The sequence below is a fragment of the Thiomonas delicata genome, from assembly GCF_900088825.1.
Classification (GTDB): Bacteria; Pseudomonadota; Gammaproteobacteria; order Burkholderiales; family Burkholderiaceae_C; genus Thiomonas_A; species Thiomonas_A delicata.
In genome coordinates, this window is sequence record NZ_LT592170.1 from 23,097 (window position 1) to 46,355 (window position 23,259).

Sequence of the window (23,259 nt, forward strand, 5' to 3'; positions counted from 1 at the left end):
GGTCGGAGGGGTCGGCGTTCAGCGTACGCGCTCGATGCGCGCGCCCAGTGCGGCCAGCTTGTGCTCCATGCGCTCGTAGCCGCGGTCGAGGTGGTAGATGCGTTCCACGACGGTCTCGCCCTCGGCGGCAAGGCCGGCAATCACCAAGCCCGCCGAGGCGCGCAGGTCGGTGGCCATCACGGTGGCCCCGGACAGACGCGCGACGCCCTGCACCACGCAGGTGTTGCCTTCGATGGCGATGTTCGCCCCCAGGCGCACCAATTCCTGCACGTGCATGAAACGGTTCTCAAAAATCGTCTCGGTGAGATGCGCGGCGCCTTGCGCGATGCAATTCACGGCCATGAACTGGGCCTGCATGTCGGTGGCGAAGCCGGGATACTCCGACGTGCGCGCCGACACCGCGCGCGGCCGCCCGCCGGGCATCGCGTCGGCCTGCACGCGGATCCAGTCGGCCCCGCGGCTCACGGTCGCGCCGGCCTCGCGCAGCTTGTCCAGCAGGCTGTCCAGATGATCGGGCGCGCAGCGCCGCACGGTCACGTCGCCGCGCGTGGCCACCGCCGCGCACAGAAAGGTGCCTGTCTCGATGCGATCCGGCACGATGCTGTGCGAAGCGCCGTGCAGGCGTTCGACGCCCTGGATGCGGATGCGCGAGGTGCCGGCGCCGTCGATGCGCGCGCCCATGCCCACCAGCATGGCCGCCAGGTCGGCCACCTCGGGTTCCTGCGCGGCGTTCTCGATCACAGTCTCGCCCTCAGCGAGGCAGGCCGCCATCATCAGGTTCTCGGTGCCGGTGACGGTGATCATGTCGGTGCTGATGCGCGCGCCCTTAAGCCGTCCGCCAGGCACACTGGCGACGATGTCGCCGTGCTCCACCTGCACCTGCGCGCCGAGCGACTGCAATCCCTTGATGTGCTGATCCACCGGCCGCGCGCCGATGGCGCAGCCGCCCGGAAGGCTGACCCGCGCATGGCCGAAACGCGCCACCAGCGGCCCCAGCACCAGCACGCTGGCACGCATGGTCTTCACGCGCTCGTAGGGTGCCTCGCAATGCGCGATGCGGTCCGCCTGCAGGCGTATGCGCTCGCCCTGCTGCTCGACCTGCGTCCCCATGCCGGCCAGCAGCTGGCCCAAGGTCCGCACGTCCATGAGCTGCGGCGCGTTGTCCAGCAGAACGGGCTGATCCGTCAGCAGGCTGGCGGCCATCAACGGCAGGGCCGCGTTTTTCGCCCCGCTGGCCTGCACGTCTCCGTGCAACGGGCGCTCGCCCTGAATGCGTAATTTGTCCATGAGGATCGGGGTTGTCCAACCGGCCGGGAATCAGGCGGTGGTTAGTCCTAGGAGCCGAACTCGGGGTGCGGCTCGACTGCGCCTGGCATCTCGGCCGGGCAAGAGATGGGCCATTTTAGGCGCCCAGCAACAAGACAAATCTAATCCGGCAATGGCTCGCCGGGCGCAAGGGTACGCATGGACAGGGCGTGGATTTCGGCGCGCATGCGCTCGCCGAGGGCCGCGTACACCAGCCTGTGCCTGGCCAGGCGCGACTGCCCGGCGAACGCCGGACTGACGATGGTGGCGAAGAAATGCTGGCCGTCGCCCTGCACGTCGAGCTGCGTGCATTCCAGGCCGGCGGCGATCAGCGCACGGAGTTGTTCGGGAGTCGGGAGCGCCATGATGAGCAACCAGGAGAATGGGGAAAACCGCTGCGCGGCGTGGATCAGTTGCGTAATTTATACCCGCGCTGCAGCCATGCCCAGGCCACGCCCCCGCATACGGCGTTGCCGATCAGCGCGGCGAGCAGGCACAGCCAGGGCGAAGCATCGGAGACGCCGAAAAAACCGTAGCGAAAACCGTCGACCAGGTAGAAGAACGGGTTGAGGTGCGAGATCGCCATCCAAAAGGGTGGCAAGCTCTGGACCGAATAGAACACGCCGGAGAGGAAGGTGGCGGGAACGATGATGAAGTTCTGGAACGCGGCCATCTGATCGAACTTCTCGGCCCAGATTCCGGCGATGAGCCCGAGCGACGCCAGCATGGAGGCGCCCAGCACGGCGAACACCGCGATCCACTGCGGATGCCGGAACTCCAGCGGAACGAACCACAGCGCCACGAAGATCAGGCCCAGCCCGACCGCCAGTCCGCGCACGATCGAAGCGGCCACATAGCCGGCGAACAGTTCCCAGGATCTGAGCGGCGACAACAGCACGAAAACCAGGTTGCCGGTGATCTTGGACTGGATCAGCGACGACGAGGTGTTGGCGAAGGCGTTCTGCAGCACGCTCATCATCGCCAGGCCCGGAATGAGAAAGGCGGTATAGGGAACGGACCCGAACACCTTGATGTGGACCGCCATCGCGTGCGAGAAGATCAGCAGGTAGAGCAAGCTGCTCAGCACGGGAGCCGCCACGGTCTGCAGGCTGACCTTCCAGAAACGCAGCAGCTCCTTGCGGAACAGCGTGAACAGGCCTGTCATCGGGCCTCCTTCGTGGCGCCTTGCGCCTGCCGCGCGTCGCGGCCCATGATCTGCATGAATGCGTCTTCGAGATCGGCGCGGCGCACCTCGAGTTCATCCACCACGCAACCCTCGGTGCGCAAAGCGCCGAGAATCTGCTCGACCTCGGCGGCGTCCCGCACCGTACAGCCAAGCCGGCCCGCGTCGGGTTTGCAGCGCGACGCCAACTCGGGCGGCAGGCGCCCCGCCTGCAGGCGGAACAGCATCTGCGTGGAGGCAAAGCGCGACAGCAGCGCCGTGGTCGAATCCAGCGCCACCAGCTGACCCAGCTTGAGCATGCCGATGCGGCTGCACAGCGCCTCGGCCTCCTCCAGATAGTGCGTGGTCAGCAGCACGGTATGGCCCTGGCGATTCAGCTCGGTGATGAACTGCCACAGGCTTTGGCGCAACTCCACGTCCACCCCCGCGGTGGGCTCGTCCAGCACGATGACCGGAGGCTTGTGCACCAGGGCCTGGGCCACCATCACGCGGCGCTTCATGCCGCCGGAGAGCTGGCGCATGTTCTGTTCGGCCTGGGAAGTGAGGCCGAGCTTGTGCAACAGCGCATCGATCCAGTCGTCGTTGCGGTCCAGGCCGAAATAGCCGGACTGCAGACGCAAGGTTTCGCGCACCGTGAAAAACGGATCGAACACCAGTTCCTGCGGCACCACCCCCAGCAGCCGGCGCGTGGCGATGGGATCCAGCGCGACATCGCGCCCCAGCACCTGAACCCTGCCCGCGCTGGCGCGCGTGAGGCCGGCGAGCATGCTGATCAGGGTCGTCTTGCCGGCGCCGTTGGCGCCGAGCAGGGCGAAGAATTCCCCTTGGGCGATATCCAGGCTGACGCCGTCGACCACGGCGCGCGCGCCGTAGCGTTTGACGATGGCATCGAAGCGGACCGCGGGAACCGAAGAAACGATCGTGGATGGATCAGACATGCAATGGCAATGGCTGCGGGACGGCCGCGACCGGAAGATTCTCAGGCATGCGTGGCTGGCACGGCGATGTCGACCAGCGCGAAGTCCAACCCGTAGGCCGTGGCGAGATGCGCCAGCCGCGGCGGCGCGCCGAGCACCTGCAGGCTGCGGCTGGCGGCGTGCCGTCGCAGCTCGAGCAACAGCGCCAGACAAGCCGAGTCGAAGGTCTGCAGGGCCGATGCGTCCACGGTCCAGGGCTGTGAGGGATCGCCGGCACGCAAGGCCTCCAGCGCATGCGAGACAATCGCGCCGGCCTCCGAAACCGTGACGCGCGTCGGGAGCGAGAAATCGGGCATGTTCAGCCCTGGCCCTGGCCACCGTGAGCCAGCTGCTTGTTGCGGGTTTCCAGCGTCTGGATCAGCCCGTTGATCCCCTTCTGGCCGATTTCCTGCGCAAAGACGCCGCGGTAGTTGTCCACCAACCAGATCCCCATCACGTTGACGTCGGTAATTTTCCAGTCATTGCCGACCTTCACCAGGCGATAGTCGAGCTGGATGGGTTCGCCGTTGTTCATCACGCGGGTTCGCACCACGACGTTCGTGGCATCGGGAGCAGCGCGAAACGGCAGGTAGTCGATCTTCTGGTTCCTGATCTGGCTCACGGCGCCGGAATAGGTGTGGATGAGCAGCAGCTTGAATTGCTGCTGCAGATCTTTCTGCTGTTCAGGCGTGGCCTGACGCCAGTAACGTCCGACCGCCGATGCCGTCATGTGCCGAAAGTCCACGAATGGCAGCACCGTGGTCTCGACCAGTTCCATGACCTTCTGCGGATCCCCGGACTTGATGGCAGGGTCGTTGTTCACCGCCGTCATCACGGATTCCGACAGTTTTTGAATGACCTGCACCGGGGCCGGGGTGTCAGCCTGCGCCGCGGGCGCAGCGAGCAGTCCCAGAGCCAGGACAGGGAATAGGAAAGCAGCTTTCAGGGTTCGAAACATGGTGTTCTCCGGAAGGTTCGGCTCAAGGACTTAACGCCCCCCGAGCAAGAACGATGACGCGCTCAGGGGCGCGCTGTGGAATGGACGGCAGCCGAGGCCGCAGGCGTGGCGGGCAGCGCCGATGAAGCCAGTGTCGCCGCGGGCACGGCCGGAGCGGCCGCGTCAGGGTTTAGCTCACCACCACTGTCGCCGCCCTCGTCGACAGGACCGGGAGACAGGATGCCTTCGCCGCGCACGGCCTTGACATGGGCTCTGCGCCGCTGCAGATAGGCGTCGCGCGTGAAAATGTAGGGGTCGAGGGAGATCTGCTCCAGCAAATCGGTGGTGGTCAGGAGATTGGCGCGTGAATTGATGAGATGCAGCGCCGAAGCCGCGTTGCGCACCGCGGTCTCGTTGGTGGTGTAGTTCAACGGCGCGTAGTACATGTCGACCCCGGTGCCGGCGGCGTCGCGCACCGTGCTGGGGCCCAGCAACGGGATGACGAAAAATGGACCGGACGGCACACCGTAGCGCGCGAGCGTCAAGCCGAAGTCATTCGGCTGTTTGTAAAGGCCCATTTCAGTGGAGATGTCGAGCACGCCGAACAGGCCGAACACGGTATTCACCCCCACCCGCATGAAGCCGTTGAGTCCGGTGACGATATGCCCCTGGAGGAAATCATTCGTCATGGACCAGACGTCACCCAGGTTGCCGAAAAAATTGGTCACGCCATGGCGCATGGGCGTGGGGACGACGTCCTTGTAACGGATGGCCACCGGCTTGACGACCGCCTTGTCGACCTTGCTGTTGAAGGTGAACATGGCGCGGTTATACGGTTCGAGCGGATCCTGCGGATTGTTCGTGGCACAACCCGCCAACAGGCTCGCGGCCAGCGCGAGAGCTGGCACTGCGCGCAGGTGCCGGCGCGGCGGATAGGGTTTGGCAGCGTGGCCTGGGTTCAACACTTGCTCCTGAAAAATTATTTCGCGCCCGATCCGGAGGATCCGGAGTTTCCGGAGGCGGCCTTGTTGTAGAGGAACTGCCCGATGAGATTTTCCAGCACCACGGCGGATTGCGTGTTTTGAATCATGCTGCCATTGTGAAGATTCTTCTCCGAGGCCCCGGGATCAAGCCCGACGTACTGGTCGCCGAGCAGCCCGGAGGTCAGGATCTTGGCCGAGGTATCGGTGGGAAATTTGTAGCGCTGGTCCAGCGCCAGCGTGACCTTGGCCTGGAAAGTCCGGTTGTCGAACTGGATGCCGGCCACACGCCCGACAACGACTCCCGCGCTTTTGACCGGTGCGTCCGCCTTCAGTCCGCCGATATTGTCGAACTCGGCGCTGACATCATAGGTCGGGCCGAAATTCAGGCTCAGCAGATTACCCGCCTTGAGCGCCAAAAACAGCAGAGCCGCCGCGCCGATCAGCACGAACAGCCCCACCCAGACATCGATCTTTTTACTCTCCATGCCAGACTCCTTTTCGCCCTCCCGGTTCGCTGCTGCACGCAGGAACGGCAGGGCGCCAAACATTCATGTGCTGAACATCAACGCCGTCAAGACAAAGTCCAGGCCCAGCACCGCCAGCGAGGCCACCACCACGGTGCGGGTGGTGGCGCGCGACACGCCCTCGGGCGTGGGTTGCGCGCGCCAGCCCTGGTACAAGGCGACGAAAGTCACGGCCACCCCGAACACCACGCTCTTGATCACGCCGTTGCCCACATCCTTGAACACATCGACGCCGCCCTGCATCTGCGACCAGAACGCTCCGGCGTCGACGCCGATCATCATCACCCCGACGATGTAGCCGCCGACGATGCCCACCGCGCTGAACACCGCGGCCAGCAGCGGCATGGCGAACATGCCGCCGATGAAGCGCGGGGCGAGGATGCGCGCAAGCGGATCGACGCCCATCATCTCCATGGCGGCGATTTGCTCGCCTGCCTTCATTAGGCCGATTTCCGCCGTCAGCGAGGTTCCCGCGCGTCCGGCGAACAGGAGTGCCGTCACCACGGGGCCGAGTTCGCGCACAAGCGACAGCGCCACGACCAGGCCCAGCGAATTGGCCGCGCCATAGTGCGACAGGGTGTAATAGCCCTGGAGGCCGAGCACGAAACCGACAAACAGGCCGGACACGGCGATGATGGACAACGAATAGTTGCCCAGGAAAAAAACCTGCTGCGCGATGAGTTGCGGGCGGCGCAAGGTGCGGGGCAGCAAAACCAGCAAGCGCAGGAACAGGCGCAGACCGTAGCCGAGATCCTGAAGCAGCCCGCGGGTTCTGGTCCCCACCGCGGCGACGAAATACATGGGAGTCTTCATGCCTTGTCTGGCCTCGGGTGGCGAGCGATGGCTTGGGACGGCTTGGAGAACATCATGCGGGGCCTATGCGTCTCGCTCATGCGCTGGTTCCGCGGCCGCCCAGGAAATCGGCCTGGAGCGGTGGCGCCGGGTAGTGGAACCCGACGGGCCCGTCGGGTTCGCCGCGCACGAACTGATGCACCAGCGGGTCGGCGCTGGCCCGCAGCGCGGCGGGTGGGCCCTCGGCGATGAGCGTCCCGTTGCCGAGAATGAACACCTGGTCCGCGATCGCGAATGTTTCGTCCACATCGTGCGAAACCACGATGCTCGTCAGACCCAAGGCGTCGTTCAAGGTCCGGATCAGCCGCGCCGAGATGCCCAGCGAAATGGGGTCGAGCCCCGCGAACGGCTCGTCGTACATCACCAAGGCCGGGTCCAGCGCAATGGCGCGCGCCAAGGCCACGCGCCGGGCCATGCCGCCGGACAACTGCGCAGGGTAGAGATCGCGCGCGCCGCGCAACCCCACGGCGTTGAGCTTCATGAGCACAAGATCCCGAATCATGCTTTCCGGCAGCCGCGTGTGCTCACGCAGCGCGAAGGCCACGTTGTCGAACACGGTTTGGTCGGTGAACAATGCACCCATCTGAAACAGCATGCCCATGCGGCGACGCGCGGCATAGATCTCGGCGTGGCTCATCGCGCCCACATCCTGGCCGTCGAAACGCACCGAGCCGGCGCGGGCGCGGACTTGACCACCGATCAAGCGCAGGACGGTGGTTTTGCCCCCTCCAGAAGCGCCCATGACGGCGACGACCTGCCCAGGCATGACGCGGAACGACACGTTGCCGAGAATCAGGCGTGTGTCGTAGCCGAAATCGACTGCGGCAAATTCGACCAGGGGCTGCTTGGATGGTTGGGACATGCGCTCGGGTTGAGGGTATCCGGGTTACCCCGAATCAGGATGTGCATTCTATTGAGCCGCGGAAATCGCGTTCGACCGTTGCCGCCCAGCCGGTGCAGAGCCGGCCTCGACCACCGGAAACGGGGCGGCCGGAGCACAATACCAAGCCGGCGACAAGGTCTTTCGAATCCGCTCGAGACTGCGCCGATCCATGGGAGACGCTATCCGTCATGGCTGGACCCGACCTTGAATTCTGGCAGCAACGCTTCGAGCAGGGCTCGACGCCATGGGATCGCGGCGCAGCCAACCCCCAACTCCAGGTCTGGCTGCGCGAAGGCAGCCTGTCGCCCTGCCGCATTCTCGTGCCGGGCTGCGGAAATGGGCACGAAGTCCTCGCGCTCGCCGCCGCCGGGTTTGATGTCACGGCGCTGGACTACGCCCCCGCGGCGGTGGAAGGCGTCGGGCGACGCCTCGGCCAAGCCGGCCTGAAAGCCACGCTCATCCAGGCCGATGTGCGCAGTTGGTCGCCGCAGACCAGGTTTGACGCCATTTATGAACAAACCTGCCTTTGTGCCTTGCATCCGGACGACTGGAGCATCTACGCGGCACGTTTGCGCGATTGGCTGGCCCCTCACGGGCGCCTCTACGCGCTCTTCATGCAGGCGCCCAAACCGGGAGCGGCCGAGGGCCTGATCCAGGGGCCGCCCTACCACTGCGATATTCATGGCATGCGCGCACTGTTTCCCGCATCACAGTGGCGATGGCCAGCTCCGCCCTACCCCCGGGTCGATCACCCATCCGGGCCCCATGAGATCGGCGTCGCGCTTCAAGCCGAGCCCCGGCGCGAACCGGGTTCAGCCGATATCGTCGAACTGAGCCGCAGGCTCCCTTGACGGCGCCGCGGCACGCAACTTCTGCATGTCGATGCCGAATGCCCGCAAACGCTGCGCATCGGCGACCTCGATCCCGCCGTAGCGCAAACGCAGCAGCCCAAGGCCCATCAGGCGTTGCAGGGCCTGATTCACGCGCTGGCGCGACAAGCCGCACAGTTGCCCGAGTTCATCCTGGGTGACGCGCAGCACATGACCGACCCCCGGATACAGCACGGGATGGAACATCGCCGCCAGGGTATGGGCCACGCGTTCGTCCGAACCCGACATGCGATCGAACTGCAGCTGGCTGATGAACTGGCTGAGCCGCTCGTTGATCTGATTGATGATGACGCGGTTGAACACAAGGCTGCGGTCCATCAGCCAGAAAAAAGTATCTGCCGGCAGCAATCCGATATGGCTTCGGCGCAGGGCGATGGCGTCGCACGGCCAAACGCCGCGTTTCAGCAGAGCACCTTCGCCAAACCATCCGCTTGGCGCCACGCCGGTGTAGGCCAGCGTCTTGCCTGCCGTCGATACGGCGGCAACCTTGACCAGCCCGCTAAGCACGCCCACCCATTGCCCCGCGACTTCGCCGCTGCGGCACAGCACATCCCCTGGCTCGGCAATCCGTACACTCAAATCCTGGTGTACGCGCGTGCGCTCGGATTCCTGCAAGTCCGCCATCCAGCGGCAGGACTGGATGATTTCGGCGTAGTCCTTGGGCTTCATCTCGATCAATTGTCACTTTGCTGACTAATATGCGCCAAATTTGCCCGAAATGAACATGACAGGATGTAAACACTTCAAGAAAACGCACTGAAACGACGAAATCCAGTGGCACCCTTGACGATTGCGGCCCATACGCGGCCTCGCCGCGCGCGGCGTAACAGCGCGCAGCAGGCATGCCGCGGCGCCGCGGCGACGGTCGCACCCCAGTTGCGTTGCGCCAGATCAAACAGCACGGAAACGATCGGAGCATGGCCTGTCTGCGCGCTGCGCACAAAGCTCCCGGCCCCTGATCGACAGGATTGGATACGCCCATACCCAAACGTACATGGCTCGATGAATATCAAGACACGCACCGGGACAGACAGTTAGGGCTCGGTCGTATTCCATGCGAAGAACGGCGATTCGACATCGTGATGCGGTCGGCGGTCTCGTACCGCGAGCCTGCCCATCCTTGAAGCCGTGCTTAAAGTTGGAACCCAGAAACGAAACGGCCCCGAGTTATGACTCGGGGCCGTTTGTGCATCAAACCCGCTGACCACGGTCACGGGTTGGCTCGACGCGCCTCAGGCGATGAGAAAATCTTCCTTGCGCTTGCCGGTATTGACTTCGCCCTGCAGCCATTTGGGCATCTTGCCGCGACCGGTCCAGGTGTCGCCGGTTTTGGGATGGCGGTATTTCGCGGCGACGGTGGTGCCCTTGCTGCGCGAACTGCGGCCCGTGGAGCCCAGATCGCTTAGGCTGATTCCGTACTCCTGCATTTTCGCGCGAATATCAGCCACGACTTGGGAGATTTCCGTCTTGCGCTGCGATTCGGCCTGCTGCTTGAGCATTTCAATTTGAGCGAGCAATTCTTTATAGGACGACATCGGGACCTCCTCGGGTTTGGACATGAAGAAAAATCAGAATGTTCACATCATAATCCAAAACCCGGCCACGAAAAAAGCCGCCCGAAGGCGGCCCTTGTGCAAAACCCCATTTATTCGATGGCTTTGGTAATGTCTTCGATGATCTTCTTGGCGTCGCCGAAGACCATCATGGTTTTGTCGAGATAAAACAAGTCATTATCCAAACCCGCATAGCCCGTGGCCATGGATCGCTTGTTCACGATCACGGTCTTGGCCTTGTAGGCCTCGAGAATGGGCATGCCGGCAATCGGCGACTTGGGATCGTTCTTCGCCGCCGGGTTGACCACGTCGTTGGCGCCCAGCACCACGGCCACGTCGGCCTGCGCGAACTCGGGGTTGATGTCGTCCATCTCGAACACCTGGTCGTAGGGCACCTCGGCCTCGGCCAGCAGCACGTTCATATGCCCGGGCATGCGGCCGGCCACCGGGTGGATGGCGTACTTCACGTTCACGCCGCGCTCGCCGAGTTTTTGCGCCAACTCCTTCAGCGCATGCTGCGCGCGGGCCACGGCCAGGCCGTAGCCCGGCACGATGATCACCGTTTCGGCGTTGCCCAGCAGGAAGGCCACGTCGTCCGGGCTGCCGGACTTGACCGTGCGCTGCGCCCCGCCCGTGGCGGCCACGGCGGCCTCGCCGCCGAAGCCGCCGAGGATGACGTTGAAGAACGAGCGGTTCATCGCCTTGCACATGATGTAGCTCAGGATCGCCCCGGAGGATCCCACCAGCGAGCCGGCGATGATGAGCATGCTGTTTTCCAGCGAGAAGCCGATGCCGGCGGCGGCCCAGCCCGAGTAGCTGTTGAGCATGGACACCACCACCGGCATGTCGGCGCCGCCGATGGGGATGATGATGAGCACGCCCAGCACGAAGGCCAGCGCCAGCATGACCAGGAAGGGCGTCCAGTTCGCCGTGGCCCAGAACGCCAGGCCGAAGCCGACGGTGGTCAGCGCGATGGCCAGATTGATCCAGTGCTGCGCGGCAAAGCGCACCGGCGCGCCCTGGAACAGGCGGAACTTGTACTTGCCGGAGAGCTTGCCGAAGGCGATGACCGAGCCGCTGAAGGTGATGGCGCCGACGATGGCGCCGATGAACAGCTCGACGCGGTTGCCGTAGGGCAGCGGATCGCCCATCGCGGCGACGATGCCGAAGGCATGGGGCTCGGCCACTTCGGCAACGGCGATGCACACCGCCGACAGGCCGATCATGCTGTGCATGAAGGCCACCAGTTCGGGCATCTTGGTCATCTCCACGCGCTTGGCCATGGTGGCGCCGATGGCGCCTCCCACGACCAGCGCGGCGAGCACATAGCCCAGGCCGGCGGCGCCGGCGTCACCGCCGATCTTGACGATGAGGGCGACGGTGGTGAGCGCGGCGATGGCCATGCCGGTCATGCCGAAGACGTTGCCGCGCCGGCTCGTGGCCGGGTGCGACAGACCCTTGAGGGCCTGGATGAAGAACACCGAGGCGACGAGGTAAAGCAGGGTGACCAGGTTCATGCTGAGGGTCATGGCAAATCCTTGCGTGCGATCTTGGCGTGGTTCATGGTCATTCGGCCTTCTTGGCGACGGGACGTTCTTTTTTCTTGAACATCTCCAGCATGCGGCGGGTGACGAGGAAGCCGCCGAAGATGTTCACCCCGGCCATGGCCACGGCCAGCATGCCCATGACCTTGCCCAGCGGCGTGACGGTGAGCGCGGCGGCGAGCATGGCGCCGACGATGATGATGGCGGAGATGGCGTTGGTCACCGACATCAGCGGGGTGTGCAGCGCGGGGGTGACGGTCCACACGACGTGATAGCCGACATAGATGGCCAGCACGAAGATGGTGAGGTTGATGATGAAAGGAGAAATTTCGTGCATGTTCAGTCCTTCGTGAAGGCAATGCTGGGAGCGGCGCGGCGCGCGGCGGCAATGCGCCGGCCTTGCGCCGCGCCAAACGGGGCAGGTGCGGCCATGGGATCAGGCCGCCTTGCGCTTGACCTCGCCGTCCCGGGTCATCAGGCAGGCGGCGACGATGTCGTCGTCCATGTTGACGATCAGGCCCTTGTCCTTGTCGAGCACGAGCTTGAGGAAGTCCAGCACATTGCGTGCGTACAGCGAGGAGGCGTCGGCTGCAACCATGGCGGGCAGGTTGGTCTCGCCGACGATGGTGACGCCATGCCTGACCACGGTCTTGTCGGCTTCGGTCAGCGGGCAATTGCCGCCTTGCGCAGCAGCCATGTCGACGATGACCGATCCGGGGCGCATGCCCTGGACCATGGCCTCGCTCACCAGCACGGGGGCACGCCGCCCGGGGATGAGCGCCGTGGTGATGACGATGTTGGCCTGCTTGACGCGCTCGGCCACCAGGGCGGCCTGGCGATCCAGCCAGGCCTTGGGCATGGGCCGGGCGTAGCCGCCCACGCCTTGGGCGATCTCGCGTTCTTCGTCGGTCTCGAAGGGCACGTCGATGAACTTCGCGCCGAGGGACTCGACCTGCTCCTTGGCGGCGGGGCGCACGTCGGAAGCTTCCACCACCGCGCCCAGGCGCTTGGCGGTGGCGATGGCCTGCAGCCCGGCCACGCCGGCGCCCAGAATCACCAGTCGGGCGGCTTTGACGGTGCCGGCGGCGGTCATGAGCATGGGCATGAAGCGGGGGTAGAGGTTGGCAGCCAGCAGCACGGCTTTGTAGCCGGCGATATTGGCCTGGCTGGACAACACGTCCAGGCTCTGTGCCCGCGTGGTGCGAGGGGCGGCTTCGAGCGCGAAGGCCGTCAGGCCGGCCTGGGCCAGGGCTTGCAGGCCTTCGGCGTTGAAGGGTTCGAGCATGCCCACCACGGTGGCGCCGCGCTGCATCTGCGCCAGCTCGGCGTCTTGCGGGCGACGCACCTTGAGCACGAGTTCGGCCCCCAATGCCTCGGCCGCCGTGACCATTTGGGCCCCTACGGCCTCGTAGTCGGCGTCCACCGCGCCAGCGGCCACGCCCGCCCCGGCCTGCACCACCACCACATGCCCCTGGGCCACGAGCTTCTTGACGGTCTCGGGAGTGGCGGCCACCCTGGCCTCCCCCGCCACACTCTCAGCCGGAACGCCGATGCGCATGAATCCTTCTCCTCAAATTGGATGGCTTTGGAAATTCGATCTAGCACGGCATTTTCGCCCAAGTACGGCATTCGGCCAAACGGGGGGCCAAGCTGACAAAGACATGGCAGCGGTCTTGGTGCAAGAATTCCGTCTCCTCGCCCGCCACAAACGTCCCTATGCGCCAAGTCTGGAAACCCAGCGTCACCGTCGCCGCCGTCATCGAGCACGATGGCCGCTTTTTGCTCGTCGAGGAACACACGCAGGAGGGTTTGCGGCTGAACAATCCCGCTGGCCATCTGGAGCGTGGCGAGAGCCCGGTGCAAGGCGTGGTGCGGGAAACGCTCGAGGAAACGGCCCGCGCCTTCGAACCCGTTGGCCTGCTCGGGATCTATCTCTCGCGCTTCCAGCGCCCTGGGGAAGACGTCACGTATCTGCGACTGGCCTTTCACGGCCGGGTCGGCGATCCGATCCCCGGGCAGGCCCTCGACACGGGCATCGTGCGCACGCTCTGGCTCACCCCGGACGAGATTCGGGCCAGTGCCGAGCGCCATCGCAGCCCGCTGGTGCTGCGCTGCGTGGAGGACCATCTGGCGGGCCGGCACTTCCCGTTGAGCGCCGTCTACACCCATCCTGACGTGCAGGCTCCGCGGGATTGAGAGCGCCTTCCCGCAAGGACGCGCGCCGCCGGGCGCGCTCCTAAAATGCGCCCATGCGTCACACCAAGCCCCGCGTCGTCGTCGGCCTCTCCGGAGGAGTGGATTCGTCGGTTTCGGCCTGGCTGCTCAAGCAGCAGGGCTATGAGGTCATCGGCCTGTTCATGAAAAACTGGGAGGACGACGACGATGGCGAGTATTGCTCGTCGCGCCAGGACTGGTTGGACGCCGCGAGCGTGGCCGACGTCATCGGCATCGACATCGAGGCCGTCAACTTCGCCGCCGAATACAAGGAGCGCGTGTTCGCCGAGTTCCTGCGCGAATACGCCGCCGGGCGGACCCCGAACCCGGATGTGCTGTGCAACGCCGAGATCAAGTTCAAGGCCTTTCTCGACCATGCCATGCGGCTGGGCGCGCAGAAGATCGCCACCGGGCACTATGCCCGCGTGCGCGAAACCGCGTCCGGCTTCGAGTTGCTGCGGGGGCTCGACCCTGCCAAGGACCAGAGCTATTTCCTGCATCGCCTGAACCAAGCGCAGCTTTCAAGAACGCTGTTTCCGGTCGGCGAACTGCACAAGACCGCGGTGCGCCGCATCGCCGCCGACATCGGTCTGCCCAATGCGCGCAAGAAGGATTCGACCGGCATCTGCTTCATCGGCGAACGTCCGTTCCGTGAATTTCTCAACCGCTACCTGCCGACGAAACCGGGCCCCATGAAAACGCCCGAGGGCCGCATCATCGGCGAACACGTGGGTCTGGCCTTCTACACCCTGGGACAGCGCAAGGGCATCGGCCTGGGCGGCAGCAAGGACGGCAGCGGCGAGCCGTGGTTCGTCGCGCGCAAGGACATGGCGAGCAACACGCTCTTCGTCGCCCAGGGCCACGACCACCCCTGGCTCTTGAGCCGTGGTCTGCTCGTCGCCGACGCCGCGTGGGTCGCCGGGCACGCGCCCCAGGCCGCCGAAACCCACAGCGCGGCTTTGAGCGCCAAAACCCGCTACCGCCAGGCCGACAGTGCTTGCCGCATCGGGGAATCGGGCGCGAACGGCTTCACGCTCGAATTCGACACCCCCCAATGGGCTGCCACGCCCGGGCAATCGGCGGTCTTGTATGCGGGGGAAATCTGCCTGGGCGGCGGGGTGATCGACGCCGTCGGCGCTGCGGCAGAGGATGGATTCTCGGCGGCCTTGCCGGCCGCCCCTTTGGCTTGATGGGCTGGTCGCCGTCGGCGGGAGCCCCCGGTGGCCACAAGCGCGGCGCCTGAGCCGCGCGGGCGCCCGATGTGACAAGGCGATCCGGGACGGATCAGGTCATGCGTGCGAGCAGGGTTTCCATCTCTTCCATCATGGATTCGAGCCGGACCTTCTCGGCCGGCCCGCCCTCGATGCGCGAGTCGAGTTCCTGCTCGATGTAGCACACGGTCATCCGCACGAACGTGCTGTCGAGCGCCTTGCGCACGGCCGAGAGTTGCTGCGCGACCTTCAGGCAGGGCTCGCCCTCGTCGATCATGCGCTGCACGCCGCGCAACTGGCCTTCCGCCCGCTTGAGACGGTTGAGAATGTCGGTGCGCGAGGCTTCGTTGGTGAGAACAGACATGGCAAACCCTCCAGGAGGCCGGTTCTTGGGCGAAATGGCTTTGATCATTCGATGACGCCTTTCATCATGATACTCAGCCAACTTGGTCCGGGCTCGGCCGCCGCATGCACGCGGTCAAGGGACGAGGCCCTGGCTGAAGGGCGACATACCCCCCAATCGCCGCCGCCCCGTGTCCGCATCGTTCCGCGCGAACGCCATGCGCCGCCAGCGGGGTTCAGCTGCCGCAGCTGAACTTGGATTCGGGCACCCCAAGTTTTTTCAGGATCAGGCCGAGCGGGCAGAAATTGGTAAAGCCGAACTGCAACAGGTTGGCGCCGACGAAAGCCGTGACCAACAAGAACCACTTGGACACGAAAATCGGGCTGCCTTCCAGGCCGAGGGCGAGCGAGAGAAGAATGAAGGTTCCGGCGAAAACGCGGATGTAACGTTCAACGGTCATGACGAAGCTCCAGCAGGTCAGGGAAAAAACATGCGAAAAAGTAGTGCAAACTCACCCGTGTATCAAGAGAGTAAATGACAGGATGCAAAAACGCGGACTTCATGCTTGTTCCGCGGCAGCCGGTTTCACGCGAATCTGCCACACGTAATACAGCAGCGGAATCACGATCAGGGTCAGGATGGTCGACAGCAAGGTGCCGAAGATCAGGGAGACCGCGAGGCCGCCGAACACCGGATCGGTGATCATGATGGCCGAGCCGAACATGATGGCCAGCGCCGTGAGCAGAATGGGCCGCAGGCGCACCGCGCCGGCCTGCGCCACCGACTCTTGCAGGCTGTAGCCGCGGGCGCGGTATTCGAGAATGAAGTCGATCAGCAACAGCGAGTTGCGCACCACGATGCCGGCCAGGGCGATGACCCCGATCATGGACGTGGCGGTGAACGACTGGTGGGTCAGCCAGTGGCCGGGGAACACGCCGATGAGGGTGAGGGGAATCGCCCCCATCACGATCACCGGGAGCAGGAAGGACTTGTAGTACGCCACCAGCAGCAGGTAGATGAACACCAGCGCCACCATGAACGCCGAGCCGAGGTCCCGGAACACGTCCAGGGTCAGGCGCATCTCGCCGCCCCACAGGATCTGGTAGCCCTTCAGATCGGACGGCGGCGTGTCGGCGAACCCAAGGTTGCCGGTGGTGAAGGTCGTGCCATCGGCAAGCTTCTTGCCGTCCAGCATGCCGTTGAGCGACAGGGTGGCGTACACAGGACTGGAGCGGACCATCTCGCCGCCCACATAGACCACCGGATGCTGGTCGCGGCTGTAAATGGGCTTGGCCAGGGTGGTCTTCTCCACCGTGGCGATGGCCGACAGCGGCAGAACCTTGCCTTGCGCGTTTTGGATCGGCACGTCCAGCAGCTGCTGCGGGCTCTGCCGATCGGCGCGCGGGATGCGCAGGATGATGTCGATCGGCTCCATGGCGTTGCCGTCGTGGATGGCGCCCACCTTCAGTCCGGACACGTCGTCGTGCAACAGCTGGATGACCTGCCCCGGCACGATGCCCGACATCGCGGCTTTCTGCCGGTCAATCTTGATGCGGTATTCGGCGGTCGTTGCCGTGACCGAGTCGTCCTGGTTCATCAGGCCGTAGACATGGTCGAAATCGCCCAGCACGTCCTTGGCCGATTTGCGCAACACGTCGTAGTTGGGGCCGTAGAGTTCGGCCATCACCTGGGCGCGCACCGGCGGCCCCGGCGGAGTCTCGAACAGCTTGATGGAGCTGCCGGGGAAGCGCGCGCGCACCGGGGCAAGCTGGTCGTAGAGCTTCTGCACGATCTCGTGCGAACTTTCCGAACGCGCGCTCTTGCCAACGAGATTGACGCGGATCTGGGCGAAGTTGTCGCCCCGCTTGAGCATGTCGCCACGCACCAGCGAGGCGAAATCGATCGGCGCCGCCAGGCCGACGAAGGTCTGGTAGTCCAGCACATAAGGATTGGTCGCCAGCACGTCGCCCACGGCGCGCGCCACCTCGTCGGTGCGCTCCAGCGTAGACCCCGCCGGCGTATCCACCTCGACCAAAAAGGTGTTGGTGTTGTCGTTCGGCAGCATCTTGAGCTCAACCCCCAAGGCCGACAACGGCCCGTTCATGCCGGAAGGCCGGATGAACTGCCAGGCCGGCATGAGCATGGCGCCGATGAGCAGCAGCGCCACCACCAGGAACATCACGTTGCGCCGGGTGCGGCTCCTCAGCAAGGGCTCGAAAAGCTTCAGATAGGCGCGGTGCAGCGCATCCTGCTCGCGCTGCCCCTCCTCCTCCAGGCTCTCGGTGCGCGCCAGGGCCTCGCGCGCCGCCTTCTTGCTCAACCACACCCGCGCCGCCCAGGGCACGACGGTGTAGGCGAGCACCAGCGAGGCGATCATCGCCACCGGAACGTTGATCGGAATCGGGCGCATGAACGGCCCCATCATGCCGGTGACGAAAGCCATCGGCACGAAAGCCAGGATCACCGCCAGGGTGGCCATATTGGTGGGATTGCCGATCTCGTTGGTGGCCTGCACCACGGTCTGGTTAAAGTCCTTGGCCGGGCCATGGTGGAGATGGCGGTGGATGTTCTCGATCACGACGATGGCGCCGTCGACCAGCAGGCCCAGCGACAAGATGAGCGCGAACAGGGTGATGCGGTTGATGGTCTGGCCGATGATGAGGTCGACCGTGAGCACGGCAAACAGCGTCAGCGGCACCGTGAGCGTGACGATGCCGGCCTCGCGCCAGCCGAGAAAAAACCACAGCAGCAGGGTCACGCTGATGATGGCGACGCCGAGGTGCTCCACCAGGGTGTTGACCGCCTCGTCGGCCTTGTGCCCGTCGTTGCGCGTCACCGTGACATGCACGCCCTGCGGCAGCGCGTAAGCCTTGATCGTGTCCAGCTTGGCCAGCACGTCGCGCACCACGACCACGGCGTTGGTGCCCGACTTCTTGGCGATGGCCAGGGTGACGGCGCTCATCTCCTGACCGTGCGGCCTGCCCTTCGCGGCGGCCCCCCAGGCGAAGTGCGAGAGTTGGTCCAACTCGGCCGGGCCGTTCTCGACCCGGGCCACGTCCTTGAGGTAGACCGGCTTGCCGTTCGGCGCGCCGATCAGGATGTCGCCCACCTGCCGCGCATCGCCCAGAAAGCTGTCGATGCGCACCGGCGTGACGCGGTTGTCGTCGACCACGTTGCCGATGGGCGCCGCGGCGTTGCTGCCTTGCAGGATCTTGTCCACCTGCTCGAGGGAAATGCCCGCCGCGGCCAGCCTGGACGGCGAGATCCAGACGTTCACCGCGCGAGGCGCGCCGCCCACCACTTCGGTGAACGACACGCCGGGAACGTTGCGCAGATGGGCAAGCACCTTCTCGCCGACGTCGCGCAGCTGCATGCCGTCGAGGCTGGCCGAGGACAGCGTGACGGTCAGGATGGGGACGTCGTCGACGTCGATGGGTTTGACCACGGGCTGCATCGCGCCGGGCGGGATGCGGTCCAGGTTTTGCATCAGCTGGTTGTACATCTTGACCAGGCTTTTCTCCTGATCCTGGCCCACCTTGAACTGCACCGTGACCACGCCGAAATCGTTGTTCGCGTAGCCGTAGGTGTGGTCGACCCCGGACATCGAGGCCATGATGGCCTCCAGCGGCTTGACCACCAGATTCTGGATTTCACGCGGATCGGCGCCCGGCTTGGCCACGATGATGTTGGCGGCCGGAACCACGATCTGCGGGTTGTATTCGCGCGGCGTCACCACGAGCGCCAGCACCCCGGCGAGGGTGAGCGCCACCATGATCAGCGCGGTGATCTTGGAGGTGATGAAGGCGCGCGCCAGCTTGCCCGCGCTGTTCATGGGGGCATGTTCAGCCACGGCTGCCTCCGCCGATTTTCACGCCGTTTTCCACTTCGGCCAGATTGCTGGTGACGATGGTGTCGCCGGCGTTCAAACCGGCCTGCACGTCCACCATGCGGCCAACCTGCGCGCCCAGGCGCACCAGGCGGAAGTGGGCGATGCCGTCCTTGTCCACCACGAACACCCCGGTCATGCCGGCACGGTCGACCACCGCGCTTTGCGGCACGCGCAACTGCGGCGCGCTGCCCACGGCGAAGCCGACGCGCACGAAGCTGCCGCTGTCCACGCCGGCATCGGCGGGAAGGTCGATCTTCACGGTGTGGGTGTGGCTCATCGGATCGGCCGCGGGCACGGCCTGGGCGATGGTGCCGGGGACGATCCTGTCACCCGCGTACACCTGGACCTTGTCGCCGATCTTGATGCGATCGAACACATCGCCGGGAACCTGGGTCTGCACCTGCAGCTTGCCCTGGCCTTCGATCACCAGAACAGGCCGCCCGGGCGCCGCCAGATCGCCAGGGTTGGCCATCTTCTGCACCACCACACCGGCGATCGGCGAGGTGACCGAGGCATAGCGCATCTGCGCGCCCGCGGTGTCGTAGCCGGCTTGCGCCGCGGCCACCTGCGCCTGCGCGACCTTGTAGCGCAGCTGGACCTGATCCCACTGCTGGCGGGGGATGGCCTGCTCCCGGTACAAGTTGCCGAAACGTTCGTAGTCGGCCTTGGCATTGGCCAGATTGGCCTGCGCCTGGGCCAAGCCCGACCGCGCCTGCGCCACCTGGCCCTGGATATCGGTGGGGTCGACCTCGAACAACAGCTCCCCGGCTTTGACCGTTTGCCCCTCGTGAACCTTGATGGCCCGTATATAGCCCATCAACCGCGAAGCCACCTGCACCTGGTTGCTGGAGACGACCGTCCCGGTCAGCAAGGTCTGTCCCTGCTGCTCCTGGGTGGCGAGCTTGGTGGTTTGGGCGGCGACGTTGCGCGGCGCCACGGCGCCGGATGTGGCGGCTTCGTCCTGGTGGCCACAGGCGGACAGCAGCGCGGCGGCCAGAACCAGCGCCACGGGCGTGCGTTTCAGACTTGGCAGGAATCGGGTTTGAACGTCATTCATGGTGTTCTCGACGTTGTGTTCGGTCGGATGGATGTTGTGCGATCAGGGCTGCGCCGGCACGGATGCCGCGGATGCCGCCGCCATGGGCGGCTGGGCCGGGACCTGCTGCAAGCCGGTCAGGTCGAGCTGGCCCATCGCCAGACGCAGGGCGGCGCGCTGCATATTGATCTGGTTGCGCGCCAGCACCAGGTCGGCGCGCGCCTTGTCGAGCTGGGCCTGCGCGCCCTGCATCTCCACCAGGGTCCCCACGCCGTCGGCGTAGCGTTTGGTGACGATGCGCGCGGCCTCCTCGGCCTGCTGCACGGCAAGCTCGCGTGTCTTGAACTGGTTCTGTGCCGCCACCGCCTTGCGGTAGGCGTCCTGGATTTGCATGCCGAGCTGGTTCTCCGCCGACTGCAGCTTGGCCCGCAGTTCCATGCGCGCGGCCATGGCCTGGTCCACCCCCTGGCGCGCCACGCCGCCGTCGAACAGAGTCCAGGTGAGCTGCGCGCCGATGGTGTAGCTGTGCGCGCCGAATCCCAGCGTCGGATCATTGGTGTCGAAGCGGGCCAGGGCGCCCACTTGCGGATACAGGTCGGATCGGGCCACCTCGACCTTGCCGCTGGCGGCCTGGATCTGGTGGCGCAGCGCGAGGATCTGCGGATTGTTCTCGAGCGCCTGCCCGATCCAGCCGTCAGGCTGGCCGGGCGGCATGTCGACCCGAACCTCGGGGCCGAGCTCGATCGGTTCGGCCAACGGCACGCCCAGCACCACGTGCAACGCATCCATCGCCTGCGCCCGCATGTCCGCCGCCTGCTGCTGCTGCAGCTTCACGTCTTCCAGATGCACCTGGGCCGAAAGCAGGTCGCTCTTGATCACCACGCCTTGCTTGTACAAGCTGTCCACCATCTTGACCTGGCTTTGCGCCGCGTCCAGCGCCTTGGCCGCCACGCCTTCGAAAGCCTGCGCGGTATACACGCCGTCATAGGCCTGCAGCGCTTGCGCGATGATCTGCTGGCGCGCGGCCTGGTCGCCCGATTGCGCGGCCAGCAGCATGGAACGCGCCTGCCGCATATACCCCTGCAGCTTGCCTCCGGTGTACAGCGGCAACTGGGCCTCCAGCCGGGTGCTGAAGTTGTTCACCGCGCTGGGCTCGTTGAGGTTGTCGGGCGCGATGTTCAGGACGCCGGGCACGGCGGGGTTGAACTGCCCGGCGCCGAAATCGTTGAACGTGGCACCGCGTTGGGACAGCTTGATGCCGAAGACGTTGAGCGGATCGTTGGTGCGGGTTGCGCCCACGGTGGCGGTGATCTTGGGCAGGCGCGCGCCTTCGGCCTGGGCCACGCCGGCCTTGGCCTGCGCGATCTGCGCCTGGACCGCAAGCAGATCTGGATTTTGACGCAGCGCGATATCGACCGCCTGGCGAAAATCCAGCGTCATGGCCGATGCCGCACCTTGAAACACCACGGCCCAAGCCAGAAACCCGATACCGATCCGGCGCGTTGCGGAATCAGTCATGCTGAGAACCCCCTTCGAATCATGATGCGTTCCGGGGGCGGCAAAGCGCCATGCGCGTCCAGCATGACCCAACCCGCCTGCTCGACAACCAGCCGAAGCATAGGCCGAGTAGGTCAACACCCCCAGAAATGCACGCTATCAAATACTGGTGCCAGTATATCAATACTGCATGGAGTATGCGGGGGATGGGCAATACACGGTTACATGGAATGGACAATCGCGCGCCCGCCGGGCGACGGTGGCGACAGGCTCAGGATTGCGGGGCCGTGCCGACTGGCGGTCTGGCGCCCAGCGCCAGTTCCGCTTGCTTGAGTGCGCGGTCAACGAAGGCGCCGTAGAAATCCGGCTGTCCAGCGCCTTCCAGGCGCTCGGCCACCTCGCGTCCGCCCGGGCCGAGAAACAGCACCGTCGGCGCCAGCTTGACGCCGTAATGCCGGGCAAGGGCCTTGCCTGTGCTCGGCTTGCCGTCGAAGCCGAGCAAACGGTCGCTCGAATCCATCTCGACCTGCCGCACCACATACCCATCCTTCACCAGCCATTGGTAGGTGCTCTTGCGCAGCCGCTCGCAATAGGTGCACCCCGGCAGGCTGAACATCACCACCACGGGCTGGTGCCTGGCGGCAGCCTGGGCCGCGGTGGACTGCAGGTCACGCGCCGGAGGAAGGTAGGTCTCGGCCTGCGCCAGCCCTGCCAGCCCCAGCCCCAGCGCCAACCCCGCAGCGACCCAAGCGCCCTGCAACACAGCGCGCAGGCGCAAGCCCTTTGCGGCGTGAAACGACGAAAACAAGGACGGCAGGCGAAGCATGGCAGGACTCCCGGTGTGCATGAACGCATGCACGGATAATGCGCCCATGCTAAATCCAGACCTTCATCCCCGGCGCCAGCGGGGATGGCCGCGCGCGGCGCTGCTCGTGCTGGCCGTTCCCCTGATCGCGGCCTGCTCCCCGGCGCTGAACTGGCGCGAAATCCGCCCCAAGGGCCTCGACATCCTGCTGAGTTTTCCCTGCAAGCCGCAGCAAATCACACAAGATGTGCGCCTGGCCGGCAACACGGTGAAGATGAGCATGACCGGCTGCACCGCCGACGACATGACCTTCGCCCTGGCCCATGCGGACGTGAAGGACGCGAGCCGGGTCGGGGCGGCCTTGGCCGTGCTGCACCAGGCAGCAGTCCACAATGTCGGCGGCACCGTCACGCGCAGCCGAGCATCGGCGGTCGACCACACGGCAGGCGGTTTGCCCGACGCGCTCGATCTGGAGATTTCCGGCAAATCTCCCACGGGCAAGCCGCTGCGCGAGCGCGTCGTGCTGTTCGCCCAGGGCTCGCAGGTGTACCAGGCCACGGCCTTCGGCCACGCCAAGGATTACAAACCCGAAGCGGCCCAGACTTTTTCCGGATCGGTCCGGCTGTCGGGCCACGGCGCAGGAGATTGACTTTC

At 65.3% G+C, this 23,259-nt stretch carries 25 protein-coding genes; 4 read left to right on the top strand and 21 right to left on the bottom strand.

All coding sequences use genetic code 11. The annotated features are described in order from the left end of the window. Positions 1-18: 18 nt before the first annotated feature. The 10 genes from murA to THIARS_RS00225 form a co-directional block, all read right to left on the bottom strand. Positions 19-1,287, bottom strand: coding sequence for a UDP-N-acetylglucosamine 1-carboxyvinyltransferase (murA, locus tag THIARS_RS00180; protein WP_094158975.1), 1,269 nt, complete (start codon positions 1,285-1,287; stop codon positions 19-21). A 140-nt stretch (positions 1,288-1,427) separates the two neighbouring features. After that, a complete protein-coding gene (locus THIARS_RS00185; RefSeq protein ID WP_094160520.1) occupies positions 1,428-1,670 on the bottom strand; it encodes a BolA family protein in 243 nt (80 codons plus the stop codon). 44 nt (positions 1,671-1,714) lie between these two features. Further along, on the bottom strand, positions 1,715-2,470 hold the full coding sequence (locus THIARS_RS00190) for an ABC transporter permease (protein WP_094158976.1): 756 nt from the start codon (positions 2,468-2,470) through the stop codon (positions 1,715-1,717). After that, positions 2,467-3,426, bottom strand: a complete 960-nt coding sequence (locus THIARS_RS00195; RefSeq protein WP_186436522.1) for an ABC transporter ATP-binding protein — start codon at positions 3,424-3,426, stop codon at positions 2,467-2,469. Before THIARS_RS00195 ends, THIARS_RS00190 begins: the two co-directional genes overlap by 4 nt. A 41-nt stretch (positions 3,427-3,467) precedes the next feature. Next, positions 3,468-3,761: an STAS domain-containing protein gene (locus tag THIARS_RS00200; RefSeq protein ID WP_094158977.1), complete on the bottom strand. Its 294-nt coding sequence runs from the start codon at positions 3,759-3,761 to the stop codon at positions 3,468-3,470. 2 nt (positions 3,762-3,763) lie between these two features. Continuing rightward, on the bottom strand, positions 3,764-4,402 hold the full coding sequence (locus THIARS_RS00205; RefSeq protein ID WP_094158978.1) for an MlaC/ttg2D family ABC transporter substrate-binding protein: 639 nt from the start codon (positions 4,400-4,402) through the stop codon (positions 3,764-3,766). 62 nt (positions 4,403-4,464) lie between these two features. After that, positions 4,465-5,343, bottom strand: a complete 879-nt coding sequence (locus tag THIARS_RS00210; RefSeq protein ID WP_245845404.1) for an MlaA family lipoprotein — start codon at positions 5,341-5,343, stop codon at positions 4,465-4,467. Between the two features lie 17 nt (positions 5,344-5,360). Next, positions 5,361-5,849 (bottom strand): outer membrane lipid asymmetry maintenance protein MlaD, encoded by a 489-nt coding sequence (mlaD, locus tag THIARS_RS00215; protein WP_094160523.1) that lies wholly within the window; start codon positions 5,847-5,849, stop codon positions 5,361-5,363. Positions 5,850-5,912: 63 nt separating this feature from the next. Next, complete coding sequence (gene mlaE, locus THIARS_RS00220) at positions 5,913-6,689, bottom strand: lipid asymmetry maintenance ABC transporter permease subunit MlaE (protein ID WP_094160524.1); 777 nt, start codon at positions 6,687-6,689, stop codon at positions 5,913-5,915. Positions 6,690-6,777: 88 nt separating this feature from the next. Further along, on the bottom strand, positions 6,778-7,602 hold the full coding sequence (locus THIARS_RS00225) for an ABC transporter ATP-binding protein (protein ID WP_094158979.1): 825 nt from the start codon (positions 7,600-7,602) through the stop codon (positions 6,778-6,780). Between the two features lie 209 nt (positions 7,603-7,811). Here THIARS_RS00225 and THIARS_RS00230 point away from each other — a divergent pair, with 209 nt between their 5' ends. Continuing rightward, positions 7,812-8,474: a methyltransferase domain-containing protein gene (locus THIARS_RS00230; protein WP_094158980.1), complete on the top strand. Its 663-nt coding sequence runs from the start codon at positions 7,812-7,814 to the stop codon at positions 8,472-8,474. Here THIARS_RS00230 and THIARS_RS00235 read toward each other — a convergent pair. The 5 genes from THIARS_RS00235 to THIARS_RS00255 all read right to left on the bottom strand — a co-directional run bounded on the left by THIARS_RS00235 (position 8,436) and on the right by THIARS_RS00255 (position 13,168). Continuing rightward, positions 8,436-9,182 (bottom strand): Crp/Fnr family transcriptional regulator, encoded by a 747-nt coding sequence (locus tag THIARS_RS00235; RefSeq protein ID WP_094160525.1) that lies wholly within the window; start codon positions 9,180-9,182, stop codon positions 8,436-8,438. The two genes, THIARS_RS00230 and THIARS_RS00235, sit on opposite strands and share 39 nt — an antisense overlap. Before the next feature lie 563 nt (positions 9,183-9,745). After that, positions 9,746-10,048: an H-NS histone family protein gene (locus THIARS_RS00240; RefSeq protein ID WP_094160526.1), complete on the bottom strand. Its 303-nt coding sequence runs from the start codon at positions 10,046-10,048 to the stop codon at positions 9,746-9,748. Between the two features lie 110 nt (positions 10,049-10,158). Continuing rightward, a complete protein-coding gene (locus tag THIARS_RS00245) occupies positions 10,159-11,595 on the bottom strand; it encodes an NAD(P)(+) transhydrogenase (Re/Si-specific) subunit beta (protein ID WP_094158981.1) in 1,437 nt (478 codons plus the stop codon). A 37-nt stretch (positions 11,596-11,632) separates the two neighbouring features. Next, on the bottom strand, positions 11,633-11,947 hold the full coding sequence (locus tag THIARS_RS00250; protein WP_094158982.1) for an NAD(P) transhydrogenase subunit alpha part 2: 315 nt from the start codon (positions 11,945-11,947) through the stop codon (positions 11,633-11,635). Positions 11,948-12,046: 99 nt separating this feature from the next. Beyond that, the gene (locus tag THIARS_RS00255) at positions 12,047-13,168 is read right to left on the bottom strand and encodes a Re/Si-specific NAD(P)(+) transhydrogenase subunit alpha (protein WP_094158983.1); all 1,122 of its coding nucleotides are present in this window, start codon (positions 13,166-13,168) and stop codon (positions 12,047-12,049) included. A 158-nt stretch (positions 13,169-13,326) separates the two neighbouring features. Here THIARS_RS00255 and THIARS_RS00260 point away from each other — a divergent pair, with 158 nt between their 5' ends. After that, on the top strand, positions 13,327-13,806 hold the full coding sequence (locus THIARS_RS00260) for an NUDIX hydrolase (RefSeq protein WP_094158984.1): 480 nt from the start codon (positions 13,327-13,329) through the stop codon (positions 13,804-13,806). Between the two features lie 53 nt (positions 13,807-13,859). Beyond that, complete coding sequence (mnmA, locus tag THIARS_RS00265; RefSeq protein WP_094158985.1) at positions 13,860-15,014, top strand: tRNA 2-thiouridine(34) synthase MnmA; 1,155 nt, start codon at positions 13,860-13,862, stop codon at positions 15,012-15,014. Between the two features lie 94 nt (positions 15,015-15,108). Here the strand turns inward: mnmA and THIARS_RS00270 are convergent, their stop codons facing one another. The 6 genes from THIARS_RS00270 to THIARS_RS00295 form a co-directional block, all read right to left on the bottom strand. After that, a complete protein-coding gene (locus tag THIARS_RS00270) occupies positions 15,109-15,399 on the bottom strand; it encodes a metal-sensing transcriptional repressor (protein WP_094160527.1) in 291 nt (96 codons plus the stop codon). 214 nt (positions 15,400-15,613) lie between these two features. Next, the gene (locus THIARS_RS00275) at positions 15,614-15,838 is read right to left on the bottom strand and encodes a YgaP family membrane protein (RefSeq protein ID WP_094158986.1); all 225 of its coding nucleotides are present in this window, start codon (positions 15,836-15,838) and stop codon (positions 15,614-15,616) included. Between the two features lie 99 nt (positions 15,839-15,937). Then, entirely contained in the window at positions 15,938-19,228 is a 3,291-nt protein-coding gene (locus THIARS_RS00280; protein WP_245845405.1) for an efflux RND transporter permease subunit, read from the bottom strand. After that, on the bottom strand, positions 19,221-20,324 hold the full coding sequence (locus THIARS_RS00285; RefSeq protein ID WP_094158988.1) for an efflux RND transporter periplasmic adaptor subunit: 1,104 nt from the start codon (positions 20,322-20,324) through the stop codon (positions 19,221-19,223). The genes THIARS_RS00280 and THIARS_RS00285 overlap by 8 nt, the downstream gene beginning before the upstream one ends. A 42-nt stretch (positions 20,325-20,366) precedes the next feature. Continuing rightward, positions 20,367-21,821, bottom strand: a complete 1,455-nt coding sequence (locus THIARS_RS00290) for a TolC family protein (protein ID WP_094158989.1) — start codon at positions 21,819-21,821, stop codon at positions 20,367-20,369. 250 nt (positions 21,822-22,071) lie between these two features. After that, positions 22,072-22,626, bottom strand: a complete 555-nt coding sequence (locus tag THIARS_RS00295) for a thioredoxin fold domain-containing protein (protein WP_186436523.1) — start codon at positions 22,624-22,626, stop codon at positions 22,072-22,074. A 46-nt stretch (positions 22,627-22,672) separates the two neighbouring features. Here THIARS_RS00295 and THIARS_RS00300 point away from each other — a divergent pair, with 46 nt between their 5' ends. Further along, positions 22,673-23,254, top strand: a complete 582-nt coding sequence (locus tag THIARS_RS00300; protein WP_094158991.1) for a hypothetical protein — start codon at positions 22,673-22,675, stop codon at positions 23,252-23,254. Positions 23,255-23,259: the final 5 nt, after the last annotated feature.

What these genes read in the sequence shown, in the direction of transcription:
- THIARS_RS00205 (WP_094158978.1), bottom strand. Translation starts at nt 4,402, where the DNA reads ATGTTTCGAACCCTGAAAGCTGCTTTCCTATTCCCTGTCCTGGCTCTG.
- THIARS_RS00225 (WP_094158979.1), bottom strand. Translation starts at nt 7,602, where the DNA reads ATGTCCCAACCATCCAAGCAGCCCCTGGTCGAATTTGCCGCAGTCGAT.
- THIARS_RS00260 (WP_094158984.1), top strand. Translation starts at nt 13,327, where the DNA reads ATGCGCCAAGTCTGGAAACCCAGCGTCACCGTCGCCGCCGTCATCGAG.
- THIARS_RS00240 (WP_094160526.1), bottom strand. Translation starts at nt 10,048, where the DNA reads ATGTCGTCCTATAAAGAATTGCTCGCTCAAATTGAAATGCTCAAGCAG.
- THIARS_RS00200 (WP_094158977.1), bottom strand. Translation starts at nt 3,761, where the DNA reads ATGCCCGATTTCTCGCTCCCGACGCGCGTCACGGTTTCGGAGGCCGGC.
- THIARS_RS00250 (WP_094158982.1), bottom strand. Translation starts at nt 11,947, where the DNA reads ATGCACGAAATTTCTCCTTTCATCATCAACCTCACCATCTTCGTGCTG.
- THIARS_RS00255 (WP_094158983.1), bottom strand. Translation starts at nt 13,168, where the DNA reads ATGCGCATCGGCGTTCCGGCTGAGAGTGTGGCGGGGGAGGCCAGGGTG.
- THIARS_RS00300 (WP_094158991.1), top strand. Translation starts at nt 22,673, where the DNA reads ATGCTAAATCCAGACCTTCATCCCCGGCGCCAGCGGGGATGGCCGCGC.
- THIARS_RS00290 (WP_094158989.1), bottom strand. Translation starts at nt 21,821, where the DNA reads ATGACTGATTCCGCAACGCGCCGGATCGGTATCGGGTTTCTGGCTTGG.
- mlaE (WP_094160524.1), bottom strand. Translation starts at nt 6,689, where the DNA reads ATGTATTTCGTCGCCGCGGTGGGGACCAGAACCCGCGGGCTGCTTCAG.
- mnmA (WP_094158985.1), top strand. Translation starts at nt 13,860, where the DNA reads ATGCGTCACACCAAGCCCCGCGTCGTCGTCGGCCTCTCCGGAGGAGTG.
- THIARS_RS00190 (WP_094158976.1), bottom strand. Translation starts at nt 2,470, where the DNA reads ATGACAGGCCTGTTCACGCTGTTCCGCAAGGAGCTGCTGCGTTTCTGG.
- THIARS_RS00275 (WP_094158986.1), bottom strand. Translation starts at nt 15,838, where the DNA reads ATGACCGTTGAACGTTACATCCGCGTTTTCGCCGGAACCTTCATTCTT.
- THIARS_RS00245 (WP_094158981.1), bottom strand. Translation starts at nt 11,595, where the DNA reads ATGACCCTCAGCATGAACCTGGTCACCCTGCTTTACCTCGTCGCCTCG.
- THIARS_RS00285 (WP_094158988.1), bottom strand. Translation starts at nt 20,324, where the DNA reads ATGAATGACGTTCAAACCCGATTCCTGCCAAGTCTGAAACGCACGCCC.
- murA (WP_094158975.1), bottom strand. Translation starts at nt 1,287, where the DNA reads ATGGACAAATTACGCATTCAGGGCGAGCGCCCGTTGCACGGAGACGTG.
- mlaD (WP_094160523.1), bottom strand. Translation starts at nt 5,849, where the DNA reads ATGGAGAGTAAAAAGATCGATGTCTGGGTGGGGCTGTTCGTGCTGATC.
- THIARS_RS00295 (WP_186436523.1), bottom strand. Translation starts at nt 22,626, where the DNA reads ATGCTTCGCCTGCCGTCCTTGTTTTCGTCGTTTCACGCCGCAAAGGGC.
- THIARS_RS00195 (WP_186436522.1), bottom strand. Translation starts at nt 3,426, where the DNA reads ATGTCTGATCCATCCACGATCGTTTCTTCGGTTCCCGCGGTCCGCTTC.
- THIARS_RS00185 (WP_094160520.1), bottom strand. Translation starts at nt 1,670, where the DNA reads ATGGCGCTCCCGACTCCCGAACAACTCCGTGCGCTGATCGCCGCCGGC.
- THIARS_RS00230 (WP_094158980.1), top strand. Translation starts at nt 7,812, where the DNA reads ATGGCTGGACCCGACCTTGAATTCTGGCAGCAACGCTTCGAGCAGGGC.
- THIARS_RS00235 (WP_094160525.1), bottom strand. Translation starts at nt 9,182, where the DNA reads ATGAAGCCCAAGGACTACGCCGAAATCATCCAGTCCTGCCGCTGGATG.
- THIARS_RS00270 (WP_094160527.1), bottom strand. Translation starts at nt 15,399, where the DNA reads ATGTCTGTTCTCACCAACGAAGCCTCGCGCACCGACATTCTCAACCGT.